25 protein-coding genes and 1 pseudogene are annotated in these 26670 nt (G+C 70.4%); 16 read left to right on the top strand and 10 right to left on the bottom strand.

Features of this window, described 5'->3' with window-relative positions:
* Nucleotides 1-2: 2 nt before the first annotated feature.
* Nucleotides 3-536 carry an AAA family ATPase gene (locus DMP23_RS14815; RefSeq protein WP_337821364.1) on the bottom strand — a complete coding sequence of 178 codons (534 nt, stop codon included), beginning with the start codon at nucleotides 534-536 and terminating at the stop codon, nucleotides 3-5.
* 129 nt (nucleotides 537-665) lie between these two features.
* On the opposite strand from DMP23_RS14815, the pseudogene DMP23_RS14810 reads away from it, so the two are divergent.
* A pseudogene (locus tag DMP23_RS14810) lies at nucleotides 666-998 on the top strand (endonuclease V); the annotation flags it as partial.
* Nucleotides 999-1109: 111 nt separating this feature from the next.
* Here the strand turns inward: DMP23_RS14810 and DMP23_RS14805 are convergent.
* Nucleotides 1110-1595 carry an HAD domain-containing protein gene (locus tag DMP23_RS14805; RefSeq protein ID WP_238605840.1) on the bottom strand — a complete coding sequence of 162 codons (486 nt, stop codon included), beginning with the start codon at nucleotides 1593-1595 and terminating at the stop codon, nucleotides 1110-1112.
* Between the two features lie 73 nt (nucleotides 1596-1668).
* Between DMP23_RS14805 and DMP23_RS14800 the strand changes: the two genes are divergently transcribed.
* Entirely contained in the window at nucleotides 1669-2079 is a 411-nt protein-coding gene (locus DMP23_RS14800; RefSeq protein WP_337821363.1) for an NUDIX hydrolase, read from the top strand.
* A gap of 36 nt (nucleotides 2080-2115) precedes the next feature.
* On the opposite strand, the gene DMP23_RS14795 is transcribed toward DMP23_RS14800, so the two are convergent.
* From DMP23_RS14795 to DMP23_RS14785, 3 genes are read right to left on the bottom strand one after another with little or no spacing between them, the layout of a single operon-like run.
* Nucleotides 2116-3696, bottom strand: coding sequence for a hydantoinase B/oxoprolinase family protein (locus tag DMP23_RS14795; RefSeq protein ID WP_337821362.1), 1581 nt, complete (start codon nucleotides 3694-3696; stop codon nucleotides 2116-2118).
* Nucleotides 3693-5750 (bottom strand): hydantoinase/oxoprolinase family protein, encoded by a 2058-nt coding sequence (locus tag DMP23_RS14790; protein WP_337821361.1) that lies wholly within the window; start codon nucleotides 5748-5750, stop codon nucleotides 3693-3695. The genes DMP23_RS14795 and DMP23_RS14790 overlap by 4 nt, the downstream gene beginning before the upstream one ends.
* Nucleotides 5751-5776: 26 nt before the next feature.
* The gene (locus DMP23_RS14785; RefSeq protein WP_337821360.1) at nucleotides 5777-7111 is read right to left on the bottom strand and encodes an MFS transporter; all 1335 of its coding nucleotides are present in this window, start codon (nucleotides 7109-7111) and stop codon (nucleotides 5777-5779) included.
* 138 nt (nucleotides 7112-7249) lie between these two features.
* Here DMP23_RS14785 and DMP23_RS14780 point away from each other — a divergent pair, with 138 nt between their 5' ends.
* From DMP23_RS14780 to DMP23_RS14770, 3 genes are all read left to right on the top strand, one after another.
* Nucleotides 7250-8275, top strand: coding sequence for a LacI family DNA-binding transcriptional regulator (locus DMP23_RS14780; protein WP_337821359.1), 1026 nt, complete (start codon nucleotides 7250-7252; stop codon nucleotides 8273-8275).
* Nucleotides 8276-8839: 564 nt separating this feature from the next.
* A complete protein-coding gene (locus tag DMP23_RS14775; protein WP_337821358.1) occupies nucleotides 8840-9337 on the top strand; it encodes a hypothetical protein in 498 nt (165 codons plus the stop codon).
* The gene (locus DMP23_RS14770) at nucleotides 9324-9635 is read left to right on the top strand and encodes a transcriptional regulator (RefSeq protein WP_238605833.1); all 312 of its coding nucleotides are present in this window, start codon (nucleotides 9324-9326) and stop codon (nucleotides 9633-9635) included. The genes DMP23_RS14775 and DMP23_RS14770 overlap by 14 nt, the downstream gene beginning before the upstream one ends.
* A 75-nt stretch (nucleotides 9636-9710) precedes the next feature.
* Here DMP23_RS14770 and DMP23_RS14765 read toward each other — a convergent pair whose 3' ends face one another.
* Genes DMP23_RS14765 through DMP23_RS14755 form a run of 3 tightly spaced genes read right to left on the bottom strand, consistent with a single transcriptional unit; the run spans nucleotide 9711 to nucleotide 12200 of the window.
* Nucleotides 9711-10037, bottom strand: a complete 327-nt coding sequence (locus DMP23_RS14765; protein WP_337821357.1) for a putative quinol monooxygenase — start codon at nucleotides 10035-10037, stop codon at nucleotides 9711-9713.
* Nucleotides 10038-10061: 24 nt separating this feature from the next.
* Entirely contained in the window at nucleotides 10062-11390 is a 1329-nt protein-coding gene (locus tag DMP23_RS14760) for an ABC transporter permease (protein ID WP_337821356.1), read from the bottom strand.
* 48 nt (nucleotides 11391-11438) lie between these two features.
* The gene (locus DMP23_RS14755) at nucleotides 11439-12200 is read right to left on the bottom strand and encodes an ABC transporter ATP-binding protein (protein ID WP_337821355.1); all 762 of its coding nucleotides are present in this window, start codon (nucleotides 12198-12200) and stop codon (nucleotides 11439-11441) included.
* A gap of 65 nt (nucleotides 12201-12265) precedes the next feature.
* On the opposite strand from DMP23_RS14755, the gene DMP23_RS14750 reads away from it, so the two are divergent.
* Nucleotides 12266-12817 carry a TetR/AcrR family transcriptional regulator gene (locus DMP23_RS14750; protein WP_337821354.1) on the top strand — a complete coding sequence of 184 codons (552 nt, stop codon included), beginning with the start codon at nucleotides 12266-12268 and terminating at the stop codon, nucleotides 12815-12817.
* Here DMP23_RS14750 and DMP23_RS14745 read toward each other — a convergent pair.
* Nucleotides 12776-13003: a hypothetical protein gene (locus DMP23_RS14745; RefSeq protein ID WP_337821353.1), complete on the bottom strand. Its 228-nt coding sequence runs from the start codon at nucleotides 13001-13003 to the stop codon at nucleotides 12776-12778. The genes DMP23_RS14750 and DMP23_RS14745 overlap by 42 nt on opposite strands.
* Before the next feature lie 117 nt (nucleotides 13004-13120).
* Between DMP23_RS14745 and DMP23_RS14740 the strand changes: the two genes are divergently transcribed.
* The 10 genes from DMP23_RS14740 (at nucleotide 13121) to DMP23_RS14695 (ending at nucleotide 24686) form a co-directional block, all read left to right on the top strand.
* Entirely contained in the window at nucleotides 13121-14158 is a 1038-nt protein-coding gene (locus DMP23_RS14740) for a LacI family DNA-binding transcriptional regulator (RefSeq protein ID WP_134661720.1), read from the top strand.
* On the top strand, nucleotides 14155-15105 hold the full coding sequence (locus DMP23_RS14735) for a carbohydrate ABC transporter permease (protein WP_337821352.1): 951 nt from the start codon (nucleotides 14155-14157) through the stop codon (nucleotides 15103-15105). The genes DMP23_RS14740 and DMP23_RS14735 overlap by 4 nt, the downstream gene beginning before the upstream one ends.
* 3 nt (nucleotides 15106-15108) lie before the next feature.
* Entirely contained in the window at nucleotides 15109-15936 is an 828-nt protein-coding gene (locus DMP23_RS14730) for a carbohydrate ABC transporter permease (protein WP_037811494.1), read from the top strand.
* 38 nt (nucleotides 15937-15974) lie between these two features.
* The gene (locus tag DMP23_RS14725) at nucleotides 15975-17255 is read left to right on the top strand and encodes an ABC transporter substrate-binding protein (protein WP_337821351.1); all 1281 of its coding nucleotides are present in this window, start codon (nucleotides 15975-15977) and stop codon (nucleotides 17253-17255) included.
* 92 nt (nucleotides 17256-17347) lie between these two features.
* Nucleotides 17348-18508 (top strand): ADP-ribosylglycohydrolase family protein, encoded by a 1161-nt coding sequence (locus DMP23_RS14720; RefSeq protein WP_043828766.1) that lies wholly within the window; start codon nucleotides 17348-17350, stop codon nucleotides 18506-18508.
* Nucleotides 18505-19824, top strand: coding sequence for an ADP-ribosylglycohydrolase family protein (locus DMP23_RS14715; RefSeq protein ID WP_337821350.1), 1320 nt, complete (start codon nucleotides 18505-18507; stop codon nucleotides 19822-19824). Before DMP23_RS14720 ends, DMP23_RS14715 begins: the two co-directional genes overlap by 4 nt.
* Complete coding sequence (locus DMP23_RS14710) at nucleotides 19821-20714, top strand: ribokinase (RefSeq protein ID WP_337821349.1); 894 nt, start codon at nucleotides 19821-19823, stop codon at nucleotides 20712-20714. The genes DMP23_RS14715 and DMP23_RS14710 overlap by 4 nt, the downstream gene beginning before the upstream one ends.
* Nucleotides 20711-22660, top strand: coding sequence for an SUMF1/EgtB/PvdO family nonheme iron enzyme (locus tag DMP23_RS14705; RefSeq protein WP_337821348.1), 1950 nt, complete (start codon nucleotides 20711-20713; stop codon nucleotides 22658-22660). Before DMP23_RS14710 ends, DMP23_RS14705 begins: the two co-directional genes overlap by 4 nt.
* Entirely contained in the window at nucleotides 22657-23865 is a 1209-nt protein-coding gene (locus DMP23_RS14700) for a CaiB/BaiF CoA transferase family protein (RefSeq protein WP_337821347.1), read from the top strand. The genes DMP23_RS14705 and DMP23_RS14700 overlap by 4 nt, the downstream gene beginning before the upstream one ends.
* Nucleotides 23862-24686: an HpcH/HpaI aldolase/citrate lyase family protein gene (locus DMP23_RS14695; RefSeq protein WP_337821346.1), complete on the top strand. Its 825-nt coding sequence runs from the start codon at nucleotides 23862-23864 to the stop codon at nucleotides 24684-24686. Before DMP23_RS14700 ends, DMP23_RS14695 begins: the two co-directional genes overlap by 4 nt.
* Here DMP23_RS14695 and DMP23_RS14690 read toward each other — a convergent pair.
* Nucleotides 24683-26632 (bottom strand): MFS transporter, encoded by a 1950-nt coding sequence (locus DMP23_RS14690; RefSeq protein ID WP_337821345.1) that lies wholly within the window; start codon nucleotides 26630-26632, stop codon nucleotides 24683-24685. The two genes, DMP23_RS14695 and DMP23_RS14690, sit on opposite strands and share 4 nt — an antisense overlap.
* Nucleotides 26633-26670: the final 38 nt, after the last annotated feature.

The following is a 26670-nucleotide window of genomic DNA, read 5'->3' as shown; positions in this document are numbered from 1 at the left end:
GGTCAGACCGCCGCTTCGGCTTCGGCGCGGGCAAGAATCGCGGCCACGGTTTCCCCGACGGTCAGCTCCGACGTGTCCAGCCAGAGCCCGAGGTGCGGGGTCTTCTCCCGCAAGTACGCGTCCAGCCCGGCGATCCCGGTGTCGCCCGGCTGGTACGCGACCTTCCCCCGCGTCGCTTCGCGCTGCGCCACCACCTCGGCGCTCGGTGCCAGAACCACGACGTAACACGGGCGCGTGCGCAGCGCGCCGACCATCTCGGTCAGGTGCTCGCCGAGCACGATGTCCTGCAGCACCACGGTGAATCCGGCGTCGGCGTACCCGTCCGCGACCCGCGCCGCGAGCGCGTACCGGAGCCGCAGCTGGCGGACCGCCTCAGCGGGCGGGTCGGCCGGGCCCATCTCGACCCGTCCGTTGACCACCATCCGCCGGAACGCGTCGCCCCGCACGTGCGCGGATTTCGGCAGCCGTTCGGCGAGCGCCTGCGCCACCGTCGACTTGCCCGCCGCTTGGATGCCGGTCACCAGGAAGATCGTCACGCCGCGGACCCTGCCTTCTTCACCGCCGGTCCGCCAACGATTTTCAGCTTCGCTTCCCGCGTCGTCGTGCGGCAACCAGCAGGACGAAGCCGGTGAGCAGGCTGAACAGCGAGCCGGACCCATCCGCGCCGGCTGGGTTTGGCCAGCCATCTCGGCGTCCTGACCGGTCTCCCGACAGCCGGAGTCGCCAAAACGCCGTTCACCTTCTCGTACAGCCAACCCGGCCCTCTGCGCGGCGATTGGTCACCACTGCTGGAAGGCACGGAAGTGGTCGGCCGCGCCCTGCGCACGCGCCCGGACGTCAAGCCGGTCTTCGTGTCGGTCGGCCACCGGATCGGCCTGGCCGAGGCCTGCGACGCGACGCTGGCGCTGGCCCCGAAGTACCGCTTGCCCGAGACGACCCGCAGAGCGGATTCCTTGTGCCGACGCGCGCTCGCGGAAGCTCTCCGCGGCGAAGCCTGATGAACAGTCCCGAACGACTCGCGTTCATCGCGGAGCGACCGTGTCCGCCATCGCGGTATGTCCGCCAAACCGGCCTCGGCCGCTCCGCGGCACCACGCTGAGCGCCAGTTTTCAGCTTGCCTTCAGCCAGTCGCCGATAACCGCGAAATCCTCCTCCGCGAGACCACGTCCTGGCTCGACGCGGTGCAGCAGCGCACGGCCGGGATGCCGAGCGAGCACCCACTCCCGGTCGCCGTCGGTGATCTCGTCGTCCACCCAGACAAACGGACGCCCGTCGGCCCAGGCAACCAAGGTCCGGGTCTTCCAGTGCATGCCGAACCACTGGTCTTCGCGCTCCTCCGCCGGCGAGCGCTCCGGCCAGCGCACGACCGGCAGCGGCGGCAGCCCGAGCCGAGTCGCGAGCTCGGTGTTGGCCTCGTCTTCCCACGTCGTCGCCCACACCAGCTCGACCGGCAGCGAGGCGAGCCGGATCCCCCACCGGGAATCGAGCCGCCGCAGCGGATCCGCCTCGCGCTGCTCGCAGCCAGGTCCGAAGGGAAGCAGCGTTCCGTCGACGTCAAGGAAGAGCACCGAACGGCGATCCAAGGGAGATTTCATCGCGGCGCCAGCTTATCCAGTTGAACCGGCATCACCGTCGCAGCTACGTTCACCGGCGAACGGAGGGATGCCCGTGACGGTCATCGACAAGATCGCCTGGATCCGGTTCGACGCGGGCCGGATCCTCAGCACCCGCTCCCGAGGCAAGGACGTCTACTACCTCCCCGGCGGCAAACGCGAACCCGGCGAGACCGACCTCCAGACTCTCGTCCGCGAAATCGACGAGGAGCTCGCCGTCGCCATCACGCCCGAGAGCGCGAAGCATTTCGGCGACTTCCAAGCCCAGGCGCACGGCCACGCAGCAGGCACCCTTGTCCGGATGACCTGCTACACCGCCGACTACCGCGGCACCTTGACCCCCAGCAGCGAGATCGAGGAAATCGTCTGGCTGACCTACGCCGACCGGAGCCAGGTTTCCCCGGTCGACCAGGTCATCTTCGACCACCTGCGCGAGACCGGCCTGCTAGCGGACGCTCCACATTAGACACTCATCGCGCGCGCCTGGAGCGAAAAGCGCCCGTTAAACCTCCGGCACACCGTACCCCCCTCCCCCGCCAGACTCGCACCGCAGCACGTCCCCGCGCCGCACGCGAAGGCTGTTCACCTTCAACATCTCCCGCGCCTCCGGCGTCCCCGGATTCAGCACCACTCGCGGCGGCGCGCCCGACGACCCGCCGAACAGGCCCCACGCGGGGGTTACCGAGCGCTCCCACCACAGCGACAGGTCCTGATCCGCTTCCATCACGTACTCCCGGATCACCCCGTCCCCGCCGCGCCAGCGGCCCGCGCCTCCCGAGCCCGTGCGGATGCGGTATTCGTTCACCCGCACCGGATACAGCGTTTCGACCACCTCCACCGGCAGGTCGCGCAGCGAGCCGTTGACGTTGTTGATCAGCGCAGTCTCCCCGTCACCGCCATCCCAGGCACCCCAGCCGCCGACGGTCGCTTCCAGGGTCACGAACGGCTCGCCCGTCCGCGGGTGGTCGCCAGCGAACTGCACGATCATCGAATCGCCGTAGCTGGCCGCGGCGACGCGGTCCGGCATCGCGGGCGCGAGCGCGGCCACCACGAGATCGATCAGCATGCCGAGGCTCGAGTAGTAGTACTGGCACGCCGCCGGTTCCCGCGCGCCGAGCATCGACCCGTCGCGGACCTGGACGTCCAGCGGCGCGAACGAACCGCCGTTCAGGCTCACCTGCGGCGAGATCAGCAGCTTGTACCCGACCCGCGCGGCGGAAATCGCCTGGGAGCGGCCGCAGTTGACCGGGCCGGTGGCCTGGTCGGCGCAGTCGGTGAGGTCGATCGTCATCGATTCGCCCTCGACGACGACCCGCACGCGCACCTTCAGCGGCGTGTCCGGGTCGATCGCGTCGTTGTCCAGGTACCCAGTCGCCTCGTATTCGCCGTCCGGGATCGCGGCGATCCGTTCGCGTTCCAGCCGCTCGGTCTGGGCGAAGATCTGCTCGCGCGCGGCGTCGACGGTTTCCGCGCCGTAGCGGGCGAACAACTCGCCGAGGCGCCGCACGCCCATCCGAGCACAGGCGATCTGCGCGCGCATGTCCCCGAGGGTCACGTACGGAAACCGCACGTTCGTCTCGATCAACCGCAGGATGTCCATGCATTCGACGCCGCCCGCGACGATTCGCGTCGGACCCATCCGGAGGCCCTCTTGGTAGATGTTCGTCGAATCCATCGAACCGCCGGGATCCTTGGAACCCATGTCGATCCAGTGCGCCCGGGAAGCCGCGAAGCCGACCAGTTCGTCGCCGACGAAAATCGGCGCGTACACGGTGCAGTCGTTGAGATGCGTGCCGCCGATGTAGGAGTCGTTGAGCACCCACACGTCGCCGGGCTGCCAGACGTCCGCGCCGAACAGATCCTCGGTGTGCCTGGTGCAGATCTCCAGGTTCCCCAGGAAAATCGGCAGCCCCGAGGACTGGCCGAGGACGCGGTGGTTCCGGTCCAGCAGCGCGACGGCGCAGTCTTTGCCCTCGTAGATCGTCGGCGTGTAGGACGACCGGATCAGGGTCATGTTCATGTCCTCGGCCGCCTGGATCAGCGCCGAGCGGATGATTTCGGTGGTGACGGGGCTGATGCTCACGCGTGTTCCTCCTGCAGGTGGCCGGCGGCCGCGAGGGTGACGACCAGGAAGCCGCGGTCGTCGACGGCGAGTTCGGCGTCCGGCGGGACGACCGTGGTGGCGGTTTCCTCGTGCACGATCGCGGGTCCGGCCAGCCGGCTCCCGGGGGCGAGCGACGAGCGCGCCACGATCGCGGTGGGCACCGGCTGTCCGGCGAAGACGACGTCGCGGACCACCGGATCCGGCCGTTCGAGGTTCGCTTCGGCGGCCGCCGCGGAACGGTCGACAACGCCGTGGCCGGTGGTGCGGAGCGCGACGAACTGCACGGGCGCGCCGGGGGTCGCGTGCCCGTACCGCTGGTGGTGGATCTCGGCGAACCGCGCTTCGACGGCGGGCAGGAAATCGGGGCTGTCAACCGGGTCGTCGTCCAGGATCGGCACGGTCAGGGTGTAATCCTGACTTTCGTAGCGCATGTCGACGCCGTGCGTCACCGAGCGGCGGTCCTCGGGGATTCCCTGCTCCTGCAACGCTTCCAGCGCCTGATCGCGCAGTGAATCGAGCGCCACCCGCAGCGCGCGCGTGTCGAGTTCGGCTCCGTTGGCGAAGAACTGCATGGTGAAGTCCCGCCGGACGTCCGCCTCCAGCATTCCCCACGCCGAGAACGCGCCGGGGAACCGCGGCACGATCACCTCGGTGATGCCGATTTCCTGCGCGATGAACGCCGCGTGCATCGGCCCGGCACCGCCGAACGCGAGCAGCGCGAACTGGCCCGGCTCGCGACCGTGCTCGACGGTCAGAGTGCGGATCGCCTGCGCCATCTTGGCGTTTCCGACGTCGCAAATCCCGGACGCCAGCTCGATCGGGTCCATGCTCAGCTGCTGCGCCAGCGTCGAGACGGCGGTGCGCGCGGCGTCCAGGTCGAGCGGCATGCCGCCGCCGGCGAACGACTCGGGATCGACCCGGCCGAGCACGCAGTTCGCGTCGGTGACCGTCGCCTGCGTGCCGCCGCGGCCGTAGCACGCCGGACCGGGCACCGCGCCCGCCGATTCGGGTCCGACCCGCAGCGCGTCGCCCTCGGCGTAGGCGAGCGAACCGCCGCCCGCGCCGACGGTGTGCAGGTTGACCAGCGGCATCAGCAGCGGGAAACCCTCCGCCTCGCCGTCCGGCGAAACGTCGGCGGCGTAGTCCATGACCAGGGAGACATCGAACGAGGTCCCGCCCATGTCCACGCAGATCAGGTCGGGACGCCCGAGCAGCTTCGCCGCCGCGACGCCGCCCATCGTGCCGCCGACGGGGCCGGACAGCAGGGTCTGCAAGGGATGCCGCCGCGCGAACCCCGCGTTGACCAGGCCACCGGAGGACTGCATGACGTGCACCGGGACGTGCAGGCCCTTCTCGGTGAACCGCGCTTCGATGCGGTCGAGGTAGCGGTGCACCGACGGGCCGGTGTAGGCCTCGAGCACGGCGGTCGACGTCCGCTCGTACTCCCGCCATTCCGGCGCGACCTCGTGGGAGAGCACGACCAGCGCGTCGTCGCCGAGCTCGTCCCGCAGGATCTCCCCGGCCCGGCGTTCGTGCCCGGAATCCAAGTAGGAGAACAGGAAACACACCGCGACGGCCTCGAAACCCTCTTCGCGCACGCGTTTCGCGACCAGCCGCACGGCGTCCTCGTCGAGCGGTTCGAGCTCCGCGCCGGTGGCGTCGAGCCGTCCGGCGACCTCCGCGACCGCTTCCGGGCCGACGAGCGGCGCGGGCTTGCGGTAATGCAGGTCGAACAGCCGGTTCCGGTTGCCGCGCGCGATCCGGTAGACGTCGCCGATCCCCTTCGTGGTCAGGATCAGCACCTTCGCGCCGCGCCGTTCGAGCAGCGCGTTCAGGCCTTGCGTGGTGCCGTGCACGAAGAACTCGATCTCCGCGAACGGCAGGTCGAACCCTTCCAGCGCGCCGAAAACGCCGCGCGCGAGGTCGTCGGGGGTGGTGAGCACCTTGCCCGCGCGCAGCCGCTGCGTCGCGCCGTCGTGGACGACCACGTCGGTGAAGGTGCCGCCGATGTCCATGGCGACCCGGTAGGTCATGGGAACTCCTTGTCGGATAAGGGAAATCAGGTGAGCGCGCGACCCTCGGTCTCGGGCAGCGGAAGGACAGCGAGCAGCGCGACGACGAGGAAGGCGACGATCGACGCGACGGTCAGCGACGACGCCACCCCGTGGTCCATCATCGCGCCGATCACCGGCACCGAAACGGTGTTCGCCAGCAGGATCGCCGAGGTGGACCAGGAGTAGCCGACGCCGCGCAGCCCGGTCGGCAGCACCTCGGCCGACCAGGTGTTCCAGATGCCCCAGGCGCCGAGCGAGAAGAACGCGAGGATCAGGTTGCCCGCGTACAGCTGCGTGGAACCGGTGGCGAGGCCGAACAGCACGCCGCCGATCGCCGAGGCCAGCGCGAACAGCAGGAAGATCCGCTTGCGCCCGTGCCGTCGGGTCAGCCACGCGGCGAGCAGGTAGCCGGGCACGGACACCACCTGCGTCACCGCGACGAACCACAGCGCGCCGGACACGCTCAGCCCGCGGTTCTGCAGCAGGACCGGCAGCCAGGTCTGCAAACCCCAATAACCCCAGCTGAAGGTGAACGACGTGAGCAGCATCGGCAGGAACCGGCGGCGCACCGGCGAACGGAACAGGTTGCGCACCGCGCCCGCCTTGCGGTCGGCGTCCTCGACGGAAAACCTTGTGTCGGCGGGGATTCCCGCACCGAGACCACGCAAGACCGCGGCGGCCTCCGCGTGCCGCCCGCGCCGCGCGAGCCAGTACGGCGATTCGGGCACCCAGCGCAGCACGGCGAACGCCCACAGCCCGGCCAGCGCGGCGACAACGGCGACCGCACGCCAGCTGATCGTGCCGAGCGACTGGCTCACGCCGATGCACAGCAGCGTACCGATCGGAAACCCGATGCTGAGCGCGACCGCGCCTTGGCCGCGGCGAGCGGTCGGCAGCAGTTCGAGGAAGTACGGGAACGTGACCGCGTAAACCCCGCCGAACGCGACGCCGGACAGGAATCGCAGCACGACGAACGGCCAGAACGCCGGCGAAAGTCCCGCGGCCAGCGCGAGGACCGCGTAGATCAGCAGGCTCGCGACCGTCACGCGGCGGCGGCCGAGCCGGTCGATCAGCCCTCCCCACAGCAACGCGCCGGGCACCATGCCGAACGCGACCGCGGACAGGGCCCAGCCCAGTTTCGTGTTGTCCACGCCGAATTCGCCCGCGATCCCGTTCGAGACGTAGACCAGCCCGACCTGTTCCCAGGCCTCGACGACGAACGCGAAGAACAGCACCGATCCGGCGAGCCAATGCCGTCGGGTCAGCCCCATCCCGGTGCAGACGTCGCCGACGGTCGGCGCGGCAGCGGTGGGCGGGGCGGGCTCGTGCGGGGCGGCCATGGCGCCTCCTATCATCATCAAAACGTTTTGATGAGCTTTCGCGGCATCAAACCCGCGCGCCGGTGCGGTGTCAAGACCTCCTGGGCCGGCCGGTGGGCGATACTGGGCCGTCCGGAGGCAGCGCGAAGGGGAACGACGGTGGAGACCGAGGGCGGCAAACGGCCGGTGACGATCCGGGAGGTCGCCGAGCGCGCCGGGGTTTCGATCAGCACGGTTTCGCACGCGCTTTCCGGGCGCAGGCCCATTTCCGCGGCGACCAAGGCGCGGGTGCGCGAGGCCGCGGCGGAGCTGGGCTACGACCCGAACCCGAACGCGCGCTCGCTCCGCACCGGCCGGTCCGGGCTGGTCGGGCTCATCCTGCGGCCGCGCTACGCGGTGGCCGGCACGCCCGACCGCGCCGAGACGTTCAACCGGCTCGTCGGGTCGATCGCGACCGAGATGCTGCGGCACAAGACCGGCCTGATCCACGTCCCCGACCTGCACGACCCGGCGGTGGCGAGCGTGCCGATGGACGGCTGCATCGTGGCCCACCCCTACGGCCGCGACACCGCGCTCGCCGAACTGCTCGGCCGCGGCCTGCCGGTGGTGACCGTCGAGGAGGATCCGGAACAGCCGGACCTGCCGTGGGCGGTGCGGCTGGACTACCCACCGGTGGTCGAGGCGCTGCTGGACCACCTCTACGACCAGGGCGCGCGCGACGTGCTGCTGCTGTCCGGGACCGAGGACAACGCCTGGAACCGGCGGCCGCGCGAAACCTATCTCGCGTGGTGCAAACGGCGCGCACTGCCGCCGCGGACCGCCTTGCTCAGCGAGGGCTTGACTCCCGGAGACGTGCCCGAACTGGTGCAGCCCTTGCTGTCCGGCCCGGACCGGCCGGACGCGATCGTGGTCGCGACCAGCGATTTCGCCCCGCTCATCGCCGACGCCGCGGTCGCACAGGGCCTGCGCATCCCGGACGATCTGCTGCTCGCCGCACTGACCGACAGCGAACACGCCCGCACGAGCACCCCGCCGATCACCGCGATGGACCTGACGCACGAAGCTTTGGCCGAACGCGCGGTCGACCTGATGCTGGCGCGGTTGTCGGGTGCCGAAACGCCTGCGGGGCCGGTGTTCCTGACTCCGGAACTGCGACTTCGGGGGTCGACTCGGCGCGGAGGCTGACTCGCGACGGGATGCGCCGCGCTTTTCGCCGCGCGTCCAGCACTCGCGAGCCTGGCGGCCGCCCGTTCCCGCTGCCGGGATGAGCCGCGCTTTCGCCGCACCTCCAACACGCGCGAACCCGGCGGCCGCCCGTTTCCGCCGCCGGGATGAGCCGCGCTTTCCCCGGTGCGTCCAGCACTCGCCAGGTCGAGCCCGGCGGCCGCCAGTTCCCACCGCCGTTTTCGCAGCACCTCCAACACGCGCGAGCCCAGCGGCCGCCCGTTCCCGCCGCCGAGATGAGCCGCGCTTCCCCAGGCGCGTCCAGCACTTGCCAGGTCGAACCTGGCAGCCGCCAGTTCCCACCGCCGCTTTTCGCAGCACCTCCAACACTCGCCAGGTCGAGCCTGGCGGCCGCCTTCCCGCTGCCGGTCCGGGACCGCGCGCACCCCATCAGCCGCAGCCGCCCCCCACGGCGAACCGCGCCAGCCCAACGCTGTTCCCCGCCAAGCCAGTACTTGCCTAAGAGGAAAGTGACGGGGTACTTTCTCCTCAAGCAAGTACTCTCGGACAGACAAGGAGGCGGCCATGGCTGAGCAACCCTCCCCGGAAGAGGCGGCCCGCGCGTTGCGGGACGTCGACCACCGCAGGGACCAGGCACTGGACGAACTGCACGGCGCGAAGTGGGTGGACGTCGTCTTCGCGCTCGTCGTCTTCCTGTATCTGGCTTCGGCGGACTTCCTGCCCAGCGCAGCCGAGTGGAAGGGCCTCGTCCTGGCCGTGCTCGTCGTGGGCTACGTGCTGATGCTGCGCACCCGCCGAGGTGCGGCGGTGCTGGGTCACCGCGTGCGAGTGGACAAGTCCGCGATCCGGCCGAGGTTCGCCATCGCGCTCGTCTTCGTCCTCGTGTGCGTGGCGGCGGCCGTCGCGCTGGCGCTGCTGCACATACAGATCCCTTACGGGAACACAATCCTGGGCGCAGTACTGGCGATCGCGCTGATCGGGTTCGGACAGCACTTGCGGCGAGGGTTGGCCGCGCTGATCCGGCGCAGCCGTTCGGGAGGCGCGCCGCATGGCCATGCCTGATCTGGATCCGCTCCTGCTCGACCCCACCCGGCTGTCCATCGCGGCGTTGCTGTCCGGGACCGAGTGGGCGGAGTTCAGCTGGGTCCGCGACTCGGCCGGGCTGTCGGATTCCGCGCTGTCCAAGCAGATCGCGAACCTGGCCAACGCCGGATACGTCGAAGTCAAAAAGGGGTACGTGGGCAAACGTCCGCGAACTTGGCTCAACCTCAGCGGTTCCGGGCACCAGGCGCTGCGTGCGCACATCGCGGCACTGAATCAGATCGTCGAGCAGTCGCAGCGGGTGGAACGCCGCAGCTGAGTCTGCCCGAAGTGTCCACTGTGGAGTAAATGGCCGATCGCGGCGACCTGCTGGCCACCGCGATCGGCCGTCCGGCTAGTCGACCGGCGTGACCTCGGCCATTTCCGACCAGGCCGCACCGTCGAGGTTCTGGTAGTTGATCTCGGGCTTCTTCGCGACGACCGTCGACATGAACGGGAAGAACTCCTGCGCGTGCTTGGTCGCGACGTGCGCGTCCCCGGCGGCGCTGTCGGCGAAGACCTCGACCATGACGAACTCGTTCTCGTCGCCGCCGTTCTGGTAGTAGTCGAACGAGACGTTGCCCGGTTCGCTCCGCACGTTCGCGGTGTAGCGCTCGATGCCTTCCAGCCACTCGGCTCGCTTCTCGGGACGGATCTGTGCTTTGAGGACGATCAAGATCATGCCCCGAGTATCGCAAGCGACCGGCTACCCAGCGACCGCTGCGGCGCGAATCACCCGTGCCCCGGCCAAAGCCGTCACCAGCAGCACCACTCCTCCCCCGAACACCGCGCTCGCCAGGAACGGCCAGACGCTGAACGCGGCCGCCGGACCGCCCGTCTTGACGATCGAGAACGGCAGCACGCACAGCACCGAACCCACGACCGCGACGAAGATCGCCAGCGCGGCCGCGGCGGCGGTTTCGCGCAGGAGCATGCCGCGGACCTGCCGGACGGTCGAGCCGATCAGCGACAGCGTCGCGAACTCCGTCCGCCGGTCGCCGATCGCTGCCACCAGGTTGTTGGTCAGCGCGATCGCCATGAAGAGCGAAATCAGGACGACCACCAGGTAGTTGATCGACGCCAGCACCTCGCCGGTGCTGCCCGGGACGCTGTGCTGGTTTTCGATGCCCTGCATGGCGAGCGTGCCCGCGGAAACGCCGACCAGCAGGGTCAGGAAAGTGACGATCGGACGGGCGCGTTCCGGAGCCGCGCGCAGGTTCACGCCCGCCAGGTGCGCCTCGGCGTTCTTCGCCCCGCGCGAAAGCCGGCCGACGATCCGGTTGGCCGCGGCGATCAGTTCCGGGGCAAGAATCGCGAACCCGATCGAGCAAAGCACTACGGCCGGACCGGTCAGGCCGGTGGTCGCGATGCTGTCGGCAGGCAGGGCGAGCACCGCGCTTGCCGAGCCGAAACCCGCTGCCAGCAACACCATCGCGGAGATCCGCCGCAGCCGAGCCGACCTGGCGCGGCGCGGGCCGGACAACGCTTCCTCCACCGGGCTCCGCCGAGCCGGGCCGCGACTGCCGATCCACGCGGCGAGGACTCCGGCCAGCAGCACCACCGCGACACCGAGCAACGGCAGCCCGATGCCGGGTGCGTACGACGTACGCGGCGAGGTGAGCCCGGTCGACCGCACGCCGGTCAGCAGCAGGAGCCCGAGCAGGTAGCCGAGCCCCAGCCCGGGCAGCGCGGCCACGGCGGTGATCGCGAGGGTTTCCATCGAAACCAGCACGCGGATCTGCCGCGGAGCCGCACCGATCAGCCGCAATCCGCCGATCTCGCCGGACCGCCCGGCGAGCGTGACGCCGATCGTCGACACCATCGCGAACACGACGATCGCCACCACCCAGCCGCCCAGGATCAGCGGGAACTGGGTGAGGAATCCCCGATCGGCAGCGGCGGTGGCGCCGGAGAGGCCGGTTCCGAGCAGGGCGGTCATCGCGACCACGAGCGCCATCCCGACGAGCGCGACCAGACCGGTGGCCACCGCGGCGGCCCGATGGTGGCCGAAGAGCCGTAGAGCCAGTCTCAGCATGTCAATCCCCCTTCGATCTTGCTGTGGTCACCGGACATTCGCGCCGGATCACCGAGCACTCACGGCATTCGCGGCTCGCTCCGCGGACTCGACCAGCACCGCCATCCGGTTCGCCACCGCCGCCGCGGTGGGCCGGGCCAGCTGGTCGACCACCAGGCCGTCGGCCAGGAACAGGACCGCGTCGGCATAAGACGCGGCCACCGGGTCGTGCGTCACCATCACGATCGTCTGCCCCCGGTCCGCCAGATGCCGCAGCAGGCCCAGCACTTCCCGCGCGCTGCGGATGTCCAGCGCGCCGGTCGGTTCGTCGGCGAACACCACCTCCGGGTCCGTCACCAGCGCCCGGGCCACGGCCACCCGTTGCTGCTGACCGCCGGAAAGCTGTCCCGGCCGGTGTCCCCCGCGCTGCGCGAGGCCGACCTGTGCCAGCAACGCCGCAGTGCGCCGCGGGTCCGGAGCACGGCCGTCCAACCGCAGCGGCAGTTCGATGTTCTCCTCCGCGGTCAGCGCGGGCAGCAGGTTGAACTGCTGGAACACGAAACCGATCCGCTGACGGCGCAGTTCCGCCAGCCGTGGTTCATCCAAAGTGGACAGATCCGTGCCGTCCAGTTCGACGGTCCCCTCGGTCGGGGTGCGCAGACCGGCCGCGCAGTGCAGCAACGTGGTTTTCCCTGAGCCCGACGGGCCCATGATCGCGGCGAAAGCACCGCGCGGAACGTCCAGGTCCACGCCCCGCAGTGCGTCGACCGGGCCGCCTTCGCCGTCGAAGCGGCAGCGCAGCCGCCGGGTGCGGATCGCGGGTGCGGTCATCTCGAGTCCTCCCAGAGTTATGAACGCTCGTTTAAAACGAACGTTTACCTGATACGGTAGCACGCGTGGGACACCGCGAGAACCTGATCACCGCCGCCCGGGAATGCCTCCTCAAGGCCGGTTACGCGCGCACTACGGTGCGCGACCTCGTCGCCGCCTCCGGAGCGAACCAGGCGTCGATCAACTACCACTTCGGGTCGAAAGAACAGCTGCTCACGCAGGCGCTGCAGGACCTCAACGCGGAGTGGGGCGAGCTGCTGTTCGCCGTCCTCTCCGATCCGGACGACGAGAAAGCCGGGCCGGAGCGGCGCTGGGCGCGGATCATCGAGTCCATCCAGGAGCACCGCGAACTGTGGTTCGTGAACTTCGAGAGCATCAGCTACCTCCAACACGACGAAACGATCCGGAAGATCAACGCGGACGGCCAGCAACAGGCGCGCGTCTCGCTCGCGAAGGCCTTCGGCGATCTCGGACCGGACGCCGACCCGAAGGACGTCCACGCGATCGGCGCGCACTACTACTCGCTGCTCGTCGGGACCGCGCTGCAGTGGCTGACCGATCCGGAGAACGCTCCCTCAGCGGCGGACGTCGTCCGCGCCGACTGGCGATCGGTCTAAACCGGAGCAAACGCGGGTCTCGTCGGCGACCAGCAAGGCGAACAACCCGAACTGGCCGAGGAAATCCCGCAGTCCGCAGCCGAGTTCGTTCCGCGCGGAGCCGCGGCCGATCGTCGCGCCGCCGCACATCACGCTGACGTCACGGATCCCCGGCCCCCGCGGCAGCTCCGTTGACACGTCAGCCATCCGGGTGACATGATTCCGCCACCGCTTGGAAACGTTTCCAAACCATCCAGAGCGTAGCTTGGAAACGTTTCCAACAGCGGTTTCCGCCGCTGTTGCTGTGTCCGACTGGGAGGGACGATGACGTCAACCCGAGCCACGCTGATCCAGGTGGCCGAGCGCGCCGGCGTGTCGCTGGCTTCGACCTCGCGCGCGCTGCACGGGTCCGGCGCGAGCAAGGCGATGGTCGAGCGCGTGCGGGCCGCCGCGGCGGAGCTCGGGTACAGCGCGGACGCGATCGGGCGGTCGTTGCGGCTGAAGAAGACGTCGCAGATCGCGTTCGCGGTGGCGGACATCGGCAACCCGGTCTACGTCGAGATCATGCGCGGCATCCACGAGGTCCTGGCGCCGCACGGGTACCGGGTCGTGGTGATGTCCACCGGGGACACCGCGGCGTCGACCGCCGAGCTCATGCACAGCCTGCACGGCGGGTTCGTCGACGGGATGATCGTGATCCCGCTGCGCACCGACGACGAGCTGATCGAGCAGATCGGCCGGGCCCCGGTGCCGGTCGTGGTGATCGGCCGGGCGATGAGCGACCGCGGGATCAGTTCGGTCTCCACCGATTCCGCGGCCGGGATCGGCGCGGCGGTGCAGCACGTGGTTTCGCTGGGCCGCCGCCGGATCGGGTTCCTCAACGGGCCGCTCGACACCACGCCGGGCTCTTCGCGCCAGCGCGGATTCGACGAGGCAGTGTCCGCAAAGGACTTCGCCGCGCAGACGGACGTCGAGGTCGCCGCCGATTTCACCGTCGCAGCGGGGATCGAGGCGGCGCGGAAGCTGCTCGACCGTCCACAACGGCCGGACGCCATCGTCGCCGCCAACGACCTGCTCGCCATCGGAGCCATCCGCGCCGCCCACGAACTCGGGCTCAGCATCCCGCGCGACGTCGCCGTCACCGGGATGGACGACACCGAGCTCGGGCAGGTTTTCCTGCCCCGGCTGACCAGCGTGTCCCTCGGTTCGGCCGAGCGCGGGCGCGCCGCCGCTCGGCTCATGCTCGGGCTCACCGACGACGCCGAGGCTCCGGCGCAGCAGATCTCGGTCGGGACCGAGCTGTTCGTCCGGGAGTCCACTCGGGAATCCACTCCGGACCAGACCGCGGAGGACGCAGAATGACCACCGCGACGCAGCCGCGGGTCGCCCCCGCTCCCCCGCCGCGCCCGAAGAAGACCACTCAGGCGCGCACCCGCCGGCGCGAGGCGATCGCGCTGGTCATGCCGTCGCTGATCCCGATCCTGGTGCTGTCGGTGGCCCCGCTGGTGATCGGCATCGTGCTCGCCTTCACCGACACCCGCCTGGTGCGGCATCCGGACTTCGGCTTCGCCGGGATCGACAACTTCGTCCGTCTCGGCGGGAACTCGCTGTTCTGGGACTCGCTCCGGATCGGTCTGATTTGGACGGTCGGGGTGACCGTCCTGCAACTGGCCGCCGCGATGGGTCTCGCGCTGCTGCTCAATTCCGGTCTCAAACTCCAGGGCCTCACGCGGGTGCTCGCGCTCATTCCGTGGGCAATGCCGCCGGTGGTCGTCGCGATCATGTGGCAAATGATTTACTCGGCCAACGGCGGTCCGCTCAACGCGTTCCTCGGCAGCATCGGATTGCCGGACGGAATCAACTGGCTCGGCGATTTCAACACCGCGCTGCCCGCGGTGATCGTGGTCGGCGTCTGGGTCGGCATGCCGCAGACCACCGTGACGCTTCTCGCTGGCCTGCAACAGATCCCGGCTGAACTGCACGAGGCGGCAGCGGTGGACGGAGCCGGGGCGTGGCGGCGGTTCACCGCGGTGACCTGGCCGAGCATGCGCCCGATCGTCAGTTCGATCACTTCCCTCAATTTTATCTGGAATTTCAATTCCTTCTCGCTCGTTTACGTGCTCACCGCGGGCGGCCCGGGCGGAAAAACCATGGTCCCGATGCTGTTCGTTTACCTCGAAGCGTTCAAGAACCGCGAAATCGGCTACGCCGCCGCGATGGGGCTGGTCCTCGTGATCGTGGTCGTCGCGCTGCTCGCGATCTACCTGCGGTCGCAGTTCCGCGGCGACCGCCCGGAAAGGGGGCGGTGATCCATGCGCTGGTCCGTGCGCCCCGCGCAGTACCTGGCTCTCGTGCTGTACCTGCTGTTCCTCGGTTTTCCGCTGCTGTGGCTGATTTCCGCGTCGGTGAAGTCGTCGGCGGAGCTGAACTCGCTGTCGGTCAACCTGATCCCGAGCGAATGGCATTGGGACAACTACGGCGAGGCGCTCTCCCGCCAGGGCCTGCTGCATTCGGCGTTCAACAGCCTGCTGGTCGCGCTGGCCAGCACCGTGCTCGCGATCCTGATCTCGGTGCCCGCGGCCTACGTGCTGGCCCGGCTCAAGGGCAAGCTGCGCGTCGCGGGCGTCACCTGGATCCTGGTCAGCCAGGTGTTCCCGGTGGTGCTGGTGATCCTGCCGCTGTTCCTCGTGCTGCGGACGCTCGGCCTCGCCGACAGCCTCGTCGGGCTGACGCTCGTGCACACCACCTACATCCTCCCGTTCGCGCTGTGGATGCTGCAGGGCTATGTCGCGGCGATCCCGGTGGAACTCGAGGAGGCCGGGGCGATGGACGGCGCGAACCGGTTCACCGTGCTGCGCACCATCGTGTTCCCGCTGCTGGCCCCCGGCGTGGTCGCGACGGCGATGTTCAGCTTCGTGTCGTCGTGGAACGAGTTCTTCTTCGCGCTGGTGCTGCTGCAGACGCCGGAGAACTACACGCTGCCGATCACGCTGACCATGTTCATCGGCGGCGAGGGCAAGGTCGCCCTCGGTCCGCTGGCCGCGGGCGCGGTGCTCGCGGCGATCCCGAGCATCGCCTTCTTCAGCCTGCTGCGGAAGCGGCTCACCGGCGGCCTCATGGCCGGGGCGGTGAAGGGATGAGCCCCAACCCCATCGGAAACAGTTCGAAAGGTCGGTCGATGAAGACACGACGCGCGGCAGTCGCCGCCAGCCTCGCCCTCACCAGCCTGCTCGCCGCCGCGTGCGGCGGCAGCGGCGGGGACAGCGAGGACGGCGGCCCGGTCACCCTCACGTTCCAGTCCCTGTCGGACCAGCCCGCCGCGATCGCCGCCACGAACAAGATCGTCGGGGCGTGGAACCAGGCGCATCCGGACACGCAGGTGAAGGTCGTCCAGGCCGGCTGGGACAGCGCCTACGACAAGCTGATCACCCAGTTCAACGCGGGCACCGCGCCGGACATCGTGCACTACGAGGCGGCCGGGATCGGCCCGTTCGCGACCGACGGCTACCTCGCCGACCTCTCCCCCTACCTGTCCGAGCAGAAGCGCGCGGACATCCCGAAGGGCGTGCTCGACTCGGTGACGGTCGACGGCAAGGTCGTCGCCTACCCGACCGAGCTGCAGTCCTATGTGGTCTTCGCGAACAAGAAGCTGCTGGAGCAGTCCGGCGCGCAGCTCCCGACCGGCGAGACGATGACCTGGGACCAGCTGCGCCAGATGGCCAAGACCGCCACGAAGGACGGCAAGTACGGCCTGGGCTGGGGCCTGTCGAGCCCGACCGCGACGTTCGTGGCGATGGCACCGGCGTTCGGCGGCAAGTACTTCGAGGGCACCGGCGACCAGGCTCAGATCACTGTCGGCCAGGGCGAAATGGCGCTGCCGCAGCTCGTGCACGACATGAACGCGACCGACCACTCGATCCTGCCGGTGACGCTGACCCAGTCCGGAGGCAAGGCGCTGGCCCCGTTCTACGCGGGCCAGGTCGCGATGACCGTGCAGGGCTCCTACCAGGCGGCGAACATCGAGAAGGACGCGCCGAAGGACCTCGACTGGGTCGCGCTGCCGCCCATCGCGGGTCCGGCCGGACCGGCGCAGGCAGCGAACCCGCAGACGCTGTCGGTCAACAAGGACTCGAAGCACGTCGAGCAGGCCGCGAAGTTCCTGGACTTCTTCACCAGCACCGAGAACCTCGCCGCGCTCAACGAGGCCGACACGCTGATCCCGGCGAGCAACTCCGCTCGCGAAGCGCTGGACAAGAAGCTCGGCGCCAAGAAGGGCTGGAGCACCATCCTGGCCTCGGGCAAGTACCTGACCTCGGCGCCGTATCTGTTCGCCGGCAAGTACGCGCAGTGGAAGGACACCGTCGCGACGCCCGCCTACCAGCGCTTCCTGGCGAACCAGATCGACGCGAACACGCTGGCGCAGCAGCTGAAGGACGGCTGGAAGAGCGTCGGCAAGTGACCGCCGCGCCGGGGCCGGGCGCTTGCTCCGGTCCCGGCGCGCACGACAGGTGCGGGCCGCATGCCCGTGCCGGGGAATGAAGGGACAAGCCGGTGACCTGGCTGGAGGACCGCGCGGTGGCAGTGATCACCGGCGCGGCAGTGGGGGACGCGCTCGGCGGCGCGACCGAAGGGTGGACGCCCGAGCAGATCGAGGAGCGCCACGGCGGCCGGGTGACCGGGATCGTCCCGCCGTGGTACCCGAACTGGCGGGACGCCCGCCCGATCGCGCCGTATCACAAGGGCGACGGGCACATCACCGACGACACCTTGATGACCCGCGCGATCGTGGAGGTGTACGCGAAGCGCCGCGCGCACCTCGACGCGTACTCGATGGCCGAGGACCTGGTGCCGCTGATGATCGGCGAACCGCGCTGGGTGCCGGAGCTGGAGTCGACGGCGCTGTTGCTGCAGCGGGTTTTCCTCGCTGAGAAGTGGATCGTCGCGAAGCTGCATTACGGGCATGTGGACCCGCGGGAGGCGGGCGTCGGCAACATCGTGAACTGCGGTGCGGCGATGTACATCGCACCGGTCGGGGTGGTGAACCCGGGCGATCCGCAGGCCGCGTACGCCGAGGCGATCGACCTGACCGCGCCGCACCAGTCGAGCTACGGCCGGGAGGCCGCCGGGGTGCTGGCCGCGATGGTCGCCGCCTCGGTCGCGCCGGGTGCCTCGATCGACGACGTCGTGCAGGCTGCGCTCGCGGTGTCGCACGACGGGACGTTGGCGGCGATGCGGGCGGTGGTCGACGCCTTCCAGGGGTGGAACGCCGCGCCGAAGACCGACGACGAGGAGCGTGCGCTCGCGCGGAAGATCCGCGAGGTGGTAGCGCCGTTCGATTCGGTCGGGCCGGAGTACCGGCAGATGTCGATGGACGCGCGGCGGCCGTCGCGGACCAAGGCGATCGAGGAATTGCCTGCCGCGCTGGGATTCGTGCTGGGCCATCAGGGCGATTACCGCGGTGCGGTGCTGGCTTCGGTGAACTACGGCCGGGACGCCGATTCGATCGCGTCGATGGCAGGTGCGCTCTGCGCCGGTCTCGGCGGGGCGGCCTCGGTGCCGGACGAGTGGATCGATCCGATCGGCGAGGCCAGCAAGATGGATCTGCGCGAGACCGGGCGGCTCCTCGCTTCAGCCGCGACGGACATCGTCAAAGCCGACCGCGCGCGGGTCCAGGCGCGGCTCGCCGCTCTCGACGCGCTGGCCGCGGCATGAGGCTGACCTGGGCGCAGCCCGAAGACCTGCTCGCGCACGAGTTCGTCCAGTCCACTGTGGAGGGCAAGGACGTGACCTCGGTGCGGGAGCGCTGGATCGCCGCCGGCGGTGATCCGGTGCCCGCGGTGAGCGGGGCAGGACCGCGGCCGGCGCCCTCAGCGTTGCGGGCGCTGGCCCGGACGCTGCTGGACGAACTGGCCACGCTCCCCTGCCCGCCCGCGCCGTACGAGCCCGACGGATGGGACGAGATCGTCGCGCTGCTCCCGCCCGCGCCGGTGCTCCCGGCCCCCGTCGCGGACCGCGCGCTCGGCGCGTGGACCGGCCGGGCGGCGGGTTGCCTGCTCGGCAAGCCGGTGGAGAAGATCCCGCGCGAGGGCATCGAGGAGATCCTGCGCGCGACCGGACGCTGGCCGCTGGACCGCTGGTTCACCGCGGTCGGCCTGCCGGACGACGTCGGGGCGCGGTGGCCGTGGAACCGCCGGTCGGCGCCGACTTCGCTGGAGGAGAACATCTCCGGGATGCCGGAGGACGACGACCTCAACTACCCGATCCTCGCGCTCACGCTGCTGGAACGGCACGGCCGCGAGTTCACGACGGAAGACGTCGCACAGCTCTGGTTGGAGCAGCTTCCGGCCGGACGGGTGTTCACCGCCGAGCGCGCCGCGTACCGGAACCTGCTGGACGCGCGACCGGTGCCGGAGACCGCGACGCACCTCAACCCGTTCCGCGAGTGGATCGGCGCGTTGATCCGGACCGACGTCTTCGGCTGGGTCTCCCCCGGCGACGTCCGCGGTGCCGCGCGGCTGGCGTGGGCGGACGCGCGGCTCAGCCACACCCGGAACGGCATTTACGGCGCGATGTGGGCGGCTGCGCTCGCGTCGGCGGCGATGGTGTGCGATTCCGTCCACAGCGTCCTCGATGCGGCGGAAACCGTTCTGCCGCCGGACAGTCGGCTGGCTGACGCGGTGCGGTTCGGGCGGGAGGCTGCGGCTTACGACGACGGGCTGGATCGGTTGCATGCCCGGTACGGCGACCTGCATTGGGTGCACGTGCTGAACAACGCGGCGGTGATCGCGTACGCGCTGGCCCGCGGCGATGGCGACTTCGGGCAGAGCATCTCGCTCGCTGTCACGGCTGGATGGGACACGGATTCCGCGGCCGCGACGGTCGGCGGCGTGGTGGGTGCGCTGGTGGGGCTCGACGGGATCGGCGAGCAGTGGACGAAGCCGCTCGACAACCGGATCGCGACGTCGTTGCCTGGCGGCGAGCAGCGGATCACCGACCTCGCGGCACGGACGGCCGGGGTGCTGCGATGACCGGGCGAGTTGTCGTGGTCGGGTCCGCGAATGTCGATCTGGTGGTCGACGTTCCGCGGCATCCGGGCGCGGGCGAGACCGTCCTCGGCGGCGATTTGCGGCGCAGTCCGGGTGGCAAGGGAGCCAATCAGGCAGTCGCCGCGGCGCTCACCGGTGGCGCGGAGACGACGTTCCTCGGCGCGTTCGGTCCGGACGACGGCGCGGACTTTCTGCTGGCGTCGCTGACCGACGCCGGGGTGCGGACGGACCTGGTGTCGCGAGTGGACAGTGCGACCGGGACCGCGTTCATCATGGTGTCGCCGGACGGCGAGAACTCCATTGTGGTCGCGCCCGGGGCCAACTCGCGGCTCTCGCTTGCCGGGGAGCAACTGGAGCGGATCGCCGCGGCGGACGTCGTGCTCGCGCAACTGGAGATTCCGCTCGAAGCCGTGACCGCTGCCGCCGCGGCCCGGCGGGCTGGCGCCCGGATGGTGCTCAACGCGGCACCGTCGCGGACTCTGCCGGATCTCGACCTCGACGTGCTGATCGTCAACGAGCACGAGGCGGCCGACCTGGCGGGTGCGTCCGGTGCGCCGGAGGAATTGGCCCGGATTCTGCAGCAGCGCGCACCCGCCGTGGTGATCACGCTCGGCGCGACCGGTTGTGTTGTCGCTGAGCAGGACATCGTGCACCTGCCTGGCTTCCGAGTGTCTCCGGTGGACACCACCGGTGCCGGGGACACGTTCTGCGGCGTGCTCGCGGCGGCGCTCGCCGAGGGGCGTCCGCTCCGCGAAGCCGCCGAACGCGCCGGGGCCGCCGCGGCGCTCGCCGTCACCCGGCCCGGCGCGCAATCCGCTGTCCCGACCGTCGCAGAGGTCGCCGAGTTCGCGGCCGGAGGAAACGCCCGATGACCTACGTGTTCGACCCGCTCGTCCCGCGCCCGATCGACCAGCCGACCGAGGTCCCGCTCGGGGCGCCGCTGTCCCCCGAGCAGCTCGCGGCGCTGGACGAGGCCAAGATCTTCGTCGGCCCGGCGGATCCCGCCGACCGGCCGGAATGGCGGGCTCGGCTGCGGCAGTGGCGTGCCGACGCGCACGAGCGGCACAGCTACCACGGCCGCGCCTACGACCGGCCGGAAGCCGCGTGGGCCGCCGGATGCCACACGGTCGCGCAGGTATGGCTGTGGGACGAGTTGCTGTATTCGTTCGAGGAGCACCGATTCACGCCGGAGCGGTTCCTCGCCGACGCGCACCAGCGGTTCGGCGGCCTCGACGCGGTCGTGCTGTGGCACGCGTACCCGGTGATCGGTCTCGATGACCGCAACCAGTGGGACTTCTACCGCGACGTGCCCGGTCTCCGCGAACTGGTCGAGGTGTTCCGCTCGGCAGGCATGCGGGTGTTCGTGGACTACAACCCGTGGGACATCGGCACGCGCCGCGGCGAGGACGACGCCGCGGAGCTGTCCGCGGTGCTGGCCGATTTCGGCGCGGACGGCGTCTTCCTGGACACCTTGAAGAAGGCTGACCCCGCGCTGGTCGAGCAGCTCGAACGCGCGCGGCCTGGGGTCGTGCTGGAGGGCGAATCGAAGCTGCCGGTCGAGCGGATCGAGGATCATTCGGCGTCGTGGGCGCAGTTCTTCGCCGATTCGCCGGTGCCGGGCGTGCTGCGTTCGCACTGGTACGAGCGGCGGCACATGCAGCACCACGTGCGGCGATGGCACCGCGACCACACCGAGGAGCTGCAGTCGGCGTGGCTGAACGGCGTCGGCGTGATGGTGTGGGAAGTCGTGTTCGGCGTGTGGGTCGGCTGGTCGCAGCGAGACGCGGCGACGGTGCGCCGGATGGTGTCTGTGCAGCGTGCGGCGGGTGAGCTGCTGCGCGAGGGCGAGTGGACGCCGTTGGCGCCGCTGACGCCCGAGGCCGAAGCCGCCGGGGTTTACGCGTCGCGCTGGGAACTCGGCGACTGGACACTGTGGACGGTCGTGAACCGCTCTGACTCGGACTATCTCGGGTCCGTTGTGGACGGTCCGGTGATCGATCTGTTCGCCGACGGACGTGTGCCCGCGCGCGGGATTTCGGCGTTGCTGCGGGTCACCGATGGCGCGGCGGAGCCGTCGTGGCTGTCTCAGGTGGCGACGCTCCCCCACGATCCGCACGCGCGTTTCCCGCATCGGCTCGCGACGCGGGTCCGGCCGCAGCCGACGAACGGCACGCCCGACGACGACGCGGTCGTGGTGCCTGCCGGGCCCTACGCGCTGACGGTCCGGTACCGCGGCCGCGAGACCGGGATGTACCAGGGCGCGCCGTATGTGGACGAGTGGAAGCCGCTGCCGCCTCGGCTGCACGACGCCCGGACGCTGCAACGCGACGGTTCGCTGGCGTCGCCGGTCGCGGTCGCCGCTGCCGAGGTGACGAACGGCGATTTCGCGGAATTCCTTGCCGCTACCGGGTATCAGCCGGTCGAGCCGCATCGGTTCCTCGCGCACTGGGCCGACGGCCGTCCGCTCGCCCCGGACGAGCCGGTGACCTTTGTGGACCTCGACGACGCACGGGCGTACTGCGCGTGGCGCGGCGGCCGGTTGCCGACCGAGGACGAATGGCAGCTCGCCGGGGAGACCGGCGGGCTGCGGCGCGGCACGCCCGCGGTGTGGAACTGGACCGAAAGCGAACACTCCGACGGGAGGACCCGGTTCGTGATGCTCAAGGGCGGCAGCGATTACCGCGCCGAGGGTTCCGAGTGGTATGTCGAGGGCGGACGGCACGCGCCGGACTACAGCGTGAAGCTGCTGCTGCCCGGGTTCGGGCTGGCGCGCGGCGCGACGGTCGGCTTCCGCTGTGCGTGGGACGTGACGCGATGACCGTGTCGAGGGAGGCGTCCGCCGGGGCGCTGGCCGGGTTGCGGGTGGTCGACGCGTCGACGTTGTTCGCCGGTCCGATGGCCGCGATGCACCTCGGCGACATGGGCGCCGAGGTGATCAAGGTCGAGCATCCGTCGCGACCGGACCCGTCGCGCACGCACGGGGTGGCCAAGGGCGACGTCAACCTGTGGTGGAAGACGGTGGGGCGCAACAAGCGAACCGTCACGGCGAACCTGAGCAGCGACGGCGGGCGCGGGGTGTTCCTGGCGCTCGCCGAGACCGCGGACGTGGTGATCGAGAACTTCCGGCCGGGCACGCTCGAACGCTGGGGGCTCGGCTACGAGGAGCTGTCCGCGCGCAACCCCGGGCTGGTTCTCGCGCGGGTGACCGGTTTCGGCCAGTTCGGGCCGTACTCGCCGCGTCCCGGTTTCGGCACGCTCGCCGAGGCAATGAGCGGATTCGCCGCGGCCACCGGCGAACCGGACGGGCCGCCGACGCTGCCGCCGTTCGGGCTCGCCGACGGGGTCGCGTCGCTGGCCACCGCGTACGCGATCATGGTCGCGCTCGCCGGGCGAACTGCCGGCGGTCGCGGCCAGGTCGTGGACGTCGCGATCATCGAGCCGATTCTCGCCATGCTCGGACCGCAGATCACGCGATGGGACCAGCTCGGCACGGTCCAGCCGCGCACCGGCAACCGCTCCACGAACAACGCGCCGCGCAACACCTACCGCACGAGCGACGGGCAATGGGTGGCGGTGTCGACGTCGGCGCAGTCGATCGCGGAACGCGTGATGCGGCTGGTCGGCCGTCCGGAACTCGCGGACGAGCCGTGGTTCGCGACCGGCGCGGACCGGGCGGCGCACGCGGATGTGCTGGACGAGGCTGTCGGCGGCTGGATCGCGCAGCACACGCGGGACGAGGTCGTGGCGGCCTTCGAGGAGGCGCAGGCGGCGGTCGCGCCGATCTACGACGCGGCCGACATCGTCGCGGATCCGCAGTTCCGCACGCTGGGCACGATCCACGAGATCGAGGACCCGGAACTGGGCACGACGTTGATGCAGGGGCCGCTGTTCCGGTTGTCGGACAACGACGGCGTCATCGGCTTCACCGGACGTCCGCACGGCGCGGACACCGACGAGGTGCTCGGTTCGCTGGGCTTCACGGCGTCGCGGATCGCCGAGCTTCGGGCGGAGGGAGCGGTATGACGCCCGCGCTGACCCTGCTATACGTCCCCGCCGACCGACCCGACCGCGTCGCCAAAGCCCTCGCCTCGGACGCCGACGTCGTGCTGGTCGACCTCGAAGACGCCGTCGCTCCCGCGCAGAAGGACGCCGCACGGGACAACGCGATGCGGCTGTTGGCCGAGGTGCCCGCGTCGCGACCGGTGCAGGTGCGGATCAACCACCCGGACACGCCGTGGCACGCAGCGGACGTGACCGCGGTCGCCGCGCTGCCGACGTGGGTGGGCGCGCGACTGCCGAAGGTCGAGAGTTCGCTCGACGTCCGGTCGCACGCCGATGCCTTGCCGGGGCGGGAGTTGCACCCGCTGATCGAATCGGCGCTCGGGGTGGAGCGGGCGTTGGAGATCGCGGTCGCTTCCCCGCAGACGGCGTCGCTCGGCCTCGGCGAGGCGGATCTGCGGTCCGACCTGCGGATCGCCGACGAAGCCGGGCTCACCTGGGCGCGCAGCCGGATCGTGAATGCCGCCCGCGCCGCGCGGCTGCGCCCGCCGGCGATGTCGGTGTACGCGAACGTCCGCGACCTCGACGGCCTGGCGGAAAGCTGCCGGGCCGGGCGCGCGCTCGGCTTCCGCGGCCGCACGGCGATCCACCCGATGCAGCTGCCGACGATCCGCGCGGCTTTCCTGCCGACGGCGGAGGAGGTCGCGCGGGCGCGGGAGGTGCTGTCCCGAATGGACGGTGCCACTCAGGCCGGGGTGGGCGCGATCGCACTCGCCGACGGGACGTTCTTGGACGTCGCGATGCGAGACCAGGCCTTGGCGGTGCTCGCGCTCGTCTCCGACTAAGCCTTGTCCGCGGAAACCAAGCGCAGCAACGGGTCGAAGCGGGCCGGGCCCCCGGTCGTCAGCTGCACCGGTTCCGCGACCGGCTGATATCCGGTCACGACGACGGTGTACTCGCCGGGGAACAGGTCCTCGACGGTGTAGTGGCCCGCCTCGTCTGTCACCGTGACGCGCTGGACCTGGCCCTTCGCGTCCAGCACCGCGACCTGCGCGCCCGGGAACGGACCCCGGACCGCGTGGACAGTGCCGGTGAGCCGGACCGACCGCGCCAGTTCGAAGTTCTCGCGCACCGGCTCGGCGCCCACCTGGACATGGCGAGCCACCGGCTCCCGGCCGCCCGCCTGGACCAGCAGCAGATACGAGCCCGCCGGAGCGTCGAGCGCGAACGTGTTGTCCGCGCCGGTAGTGGTGCGGCGTACTTCGTGGGTCTCTAGAGACGTCAACGAAACAGCCGCGGTTTCCGCAGGCGCGAGGCCGCTCACCGCACCCGAAATCGCCGCGGGCGGCGCGCTTTGCGTTGTGCTGCGGCGTTTGCGCGTCCGCGACAGCAGGATGTCCACGACGCCGAACAGCAACGCGAGCCCGACCAGCGCGGTCGACCCGATCAGCCCGAGCGCGGTCGCGGAGTGGTAGTCCCCGTGCGAACGCCCGAGCTCGCCGAAGAACAGCGACCCGCCGAGCGCGGTGCCGACCGCGGAACCGATCCGCTGACCGGTCTGCAGGACGCCGGCCGCGGTGCCGCCTTCCGCGGGCGGGACTTCTTCCAGGGCGAGCGTCGAGTTCGGCGAAATCACCAGCCCGCTGCCGAACCCGCCGACGAACAACGGCCCGGCCAGCACGAACGCGGTGTTCGCGCCGGAGTAGTCGCGGACGAGCCACGCGGTCGCGGCGAGCCCGATCGCCACGAGCAGCGTGCCGAGCACGACCATCGGCCTGCCGAACCGGTGCACGAGCCGCCCGCCGATGGTCGGCGAGATCGCCGAACCGATCGCGAACGCGAGCATCGCCGAGCCGGCCTGCAGTGCCGTGTAGCCGAGGCCCTGCTGGAAGAAGAGCGTCAGGACCAGGAAAATCCCGGTGAATCCGGCGAAATAGACCATGCCGAGCGCGGAACCCATCGAGTAGCTGCGCACGGTCAGCAGCTTCAGGTTCACCAGCGGCTGCTTGCCGCGGTTGCCGAGCCAGCGCTCCCACAGCACGAACAGCACGAGCAGCCCGGCCGCGACGCCCATCAGCCACCAGCGCGGCGCGGCCGCCTGTTCCTCTTCCTCGATCAGCGGCAGCATCACCAGCACGACCGCCACGCCGAGCAGCACGCTGCCGACCAGGTCCGGCGTCCGTTTCCGGCCGCTGCGCGCGTCCTTGGGCAGCAGGCGCAGCCCGAACAGGATCGCGAGAATCCCGATCGGCAGGTTGACGTAGAAGACCCAGCGCCACCCCTGGTCGACGCCGATGCCCTGGATCAGCAACCCGCCGAGCACCGGCCCGATCGCGGTGGAAAGCCCGACCGTCGCCCCGAACGCGCCGAACGCCTTGCCCCGCTCGCGGCCGGAGAACAGCTGCTGCATCAGTCCGATGATCTGCGGGTTCAGCAACCCGCCCGCGACGCCCTGCCCCAGCCGCGCGACGACGAGCCAGGTCGCGTTCGGCGCGGCCCCGCAGAGCACGCTGGTCGCCACGAACAACGCCAGCCCGAGCAGGAACATCCGGCGGCGCCCGTAGTCGTCGCCGAGCCGCCCCGACGGCACCAGCGCGAGCCCGAACGTGAGCGCGTAGCCGGACACGACCCACGAGACGTCCGCGGGCGTCGCGCCGATCCCGTGCTCCATCGAGGGCAGCGCGACGTTGACGATGCTGACGTCGAGCAGCGTCATGAACCCCGCGATGAGGCACACCCACAAGGCGCGCCAGCGCTGCGGATCGGGCTCGGATGAAGGCGAAGCGTGCACGGACCGTCCTGATTCGAGACCGGTAAGATAATTACTGG

The sequence above is a fragment of the Amycolatopsis sp. A1MSW2902 genome (assembly GCF_017312175.1).
GTDB classification, from domain to species: domain Bacteria; phylum Actinomycetota; class Actinomycetes; order Mycobacteriales; family Pseudonocardiaceae; genus Amycolatopsis; species Amycolatopsis nivea.
This window is presented reverse-complemented; position numbering and strand designations above follow the sequence as displayed.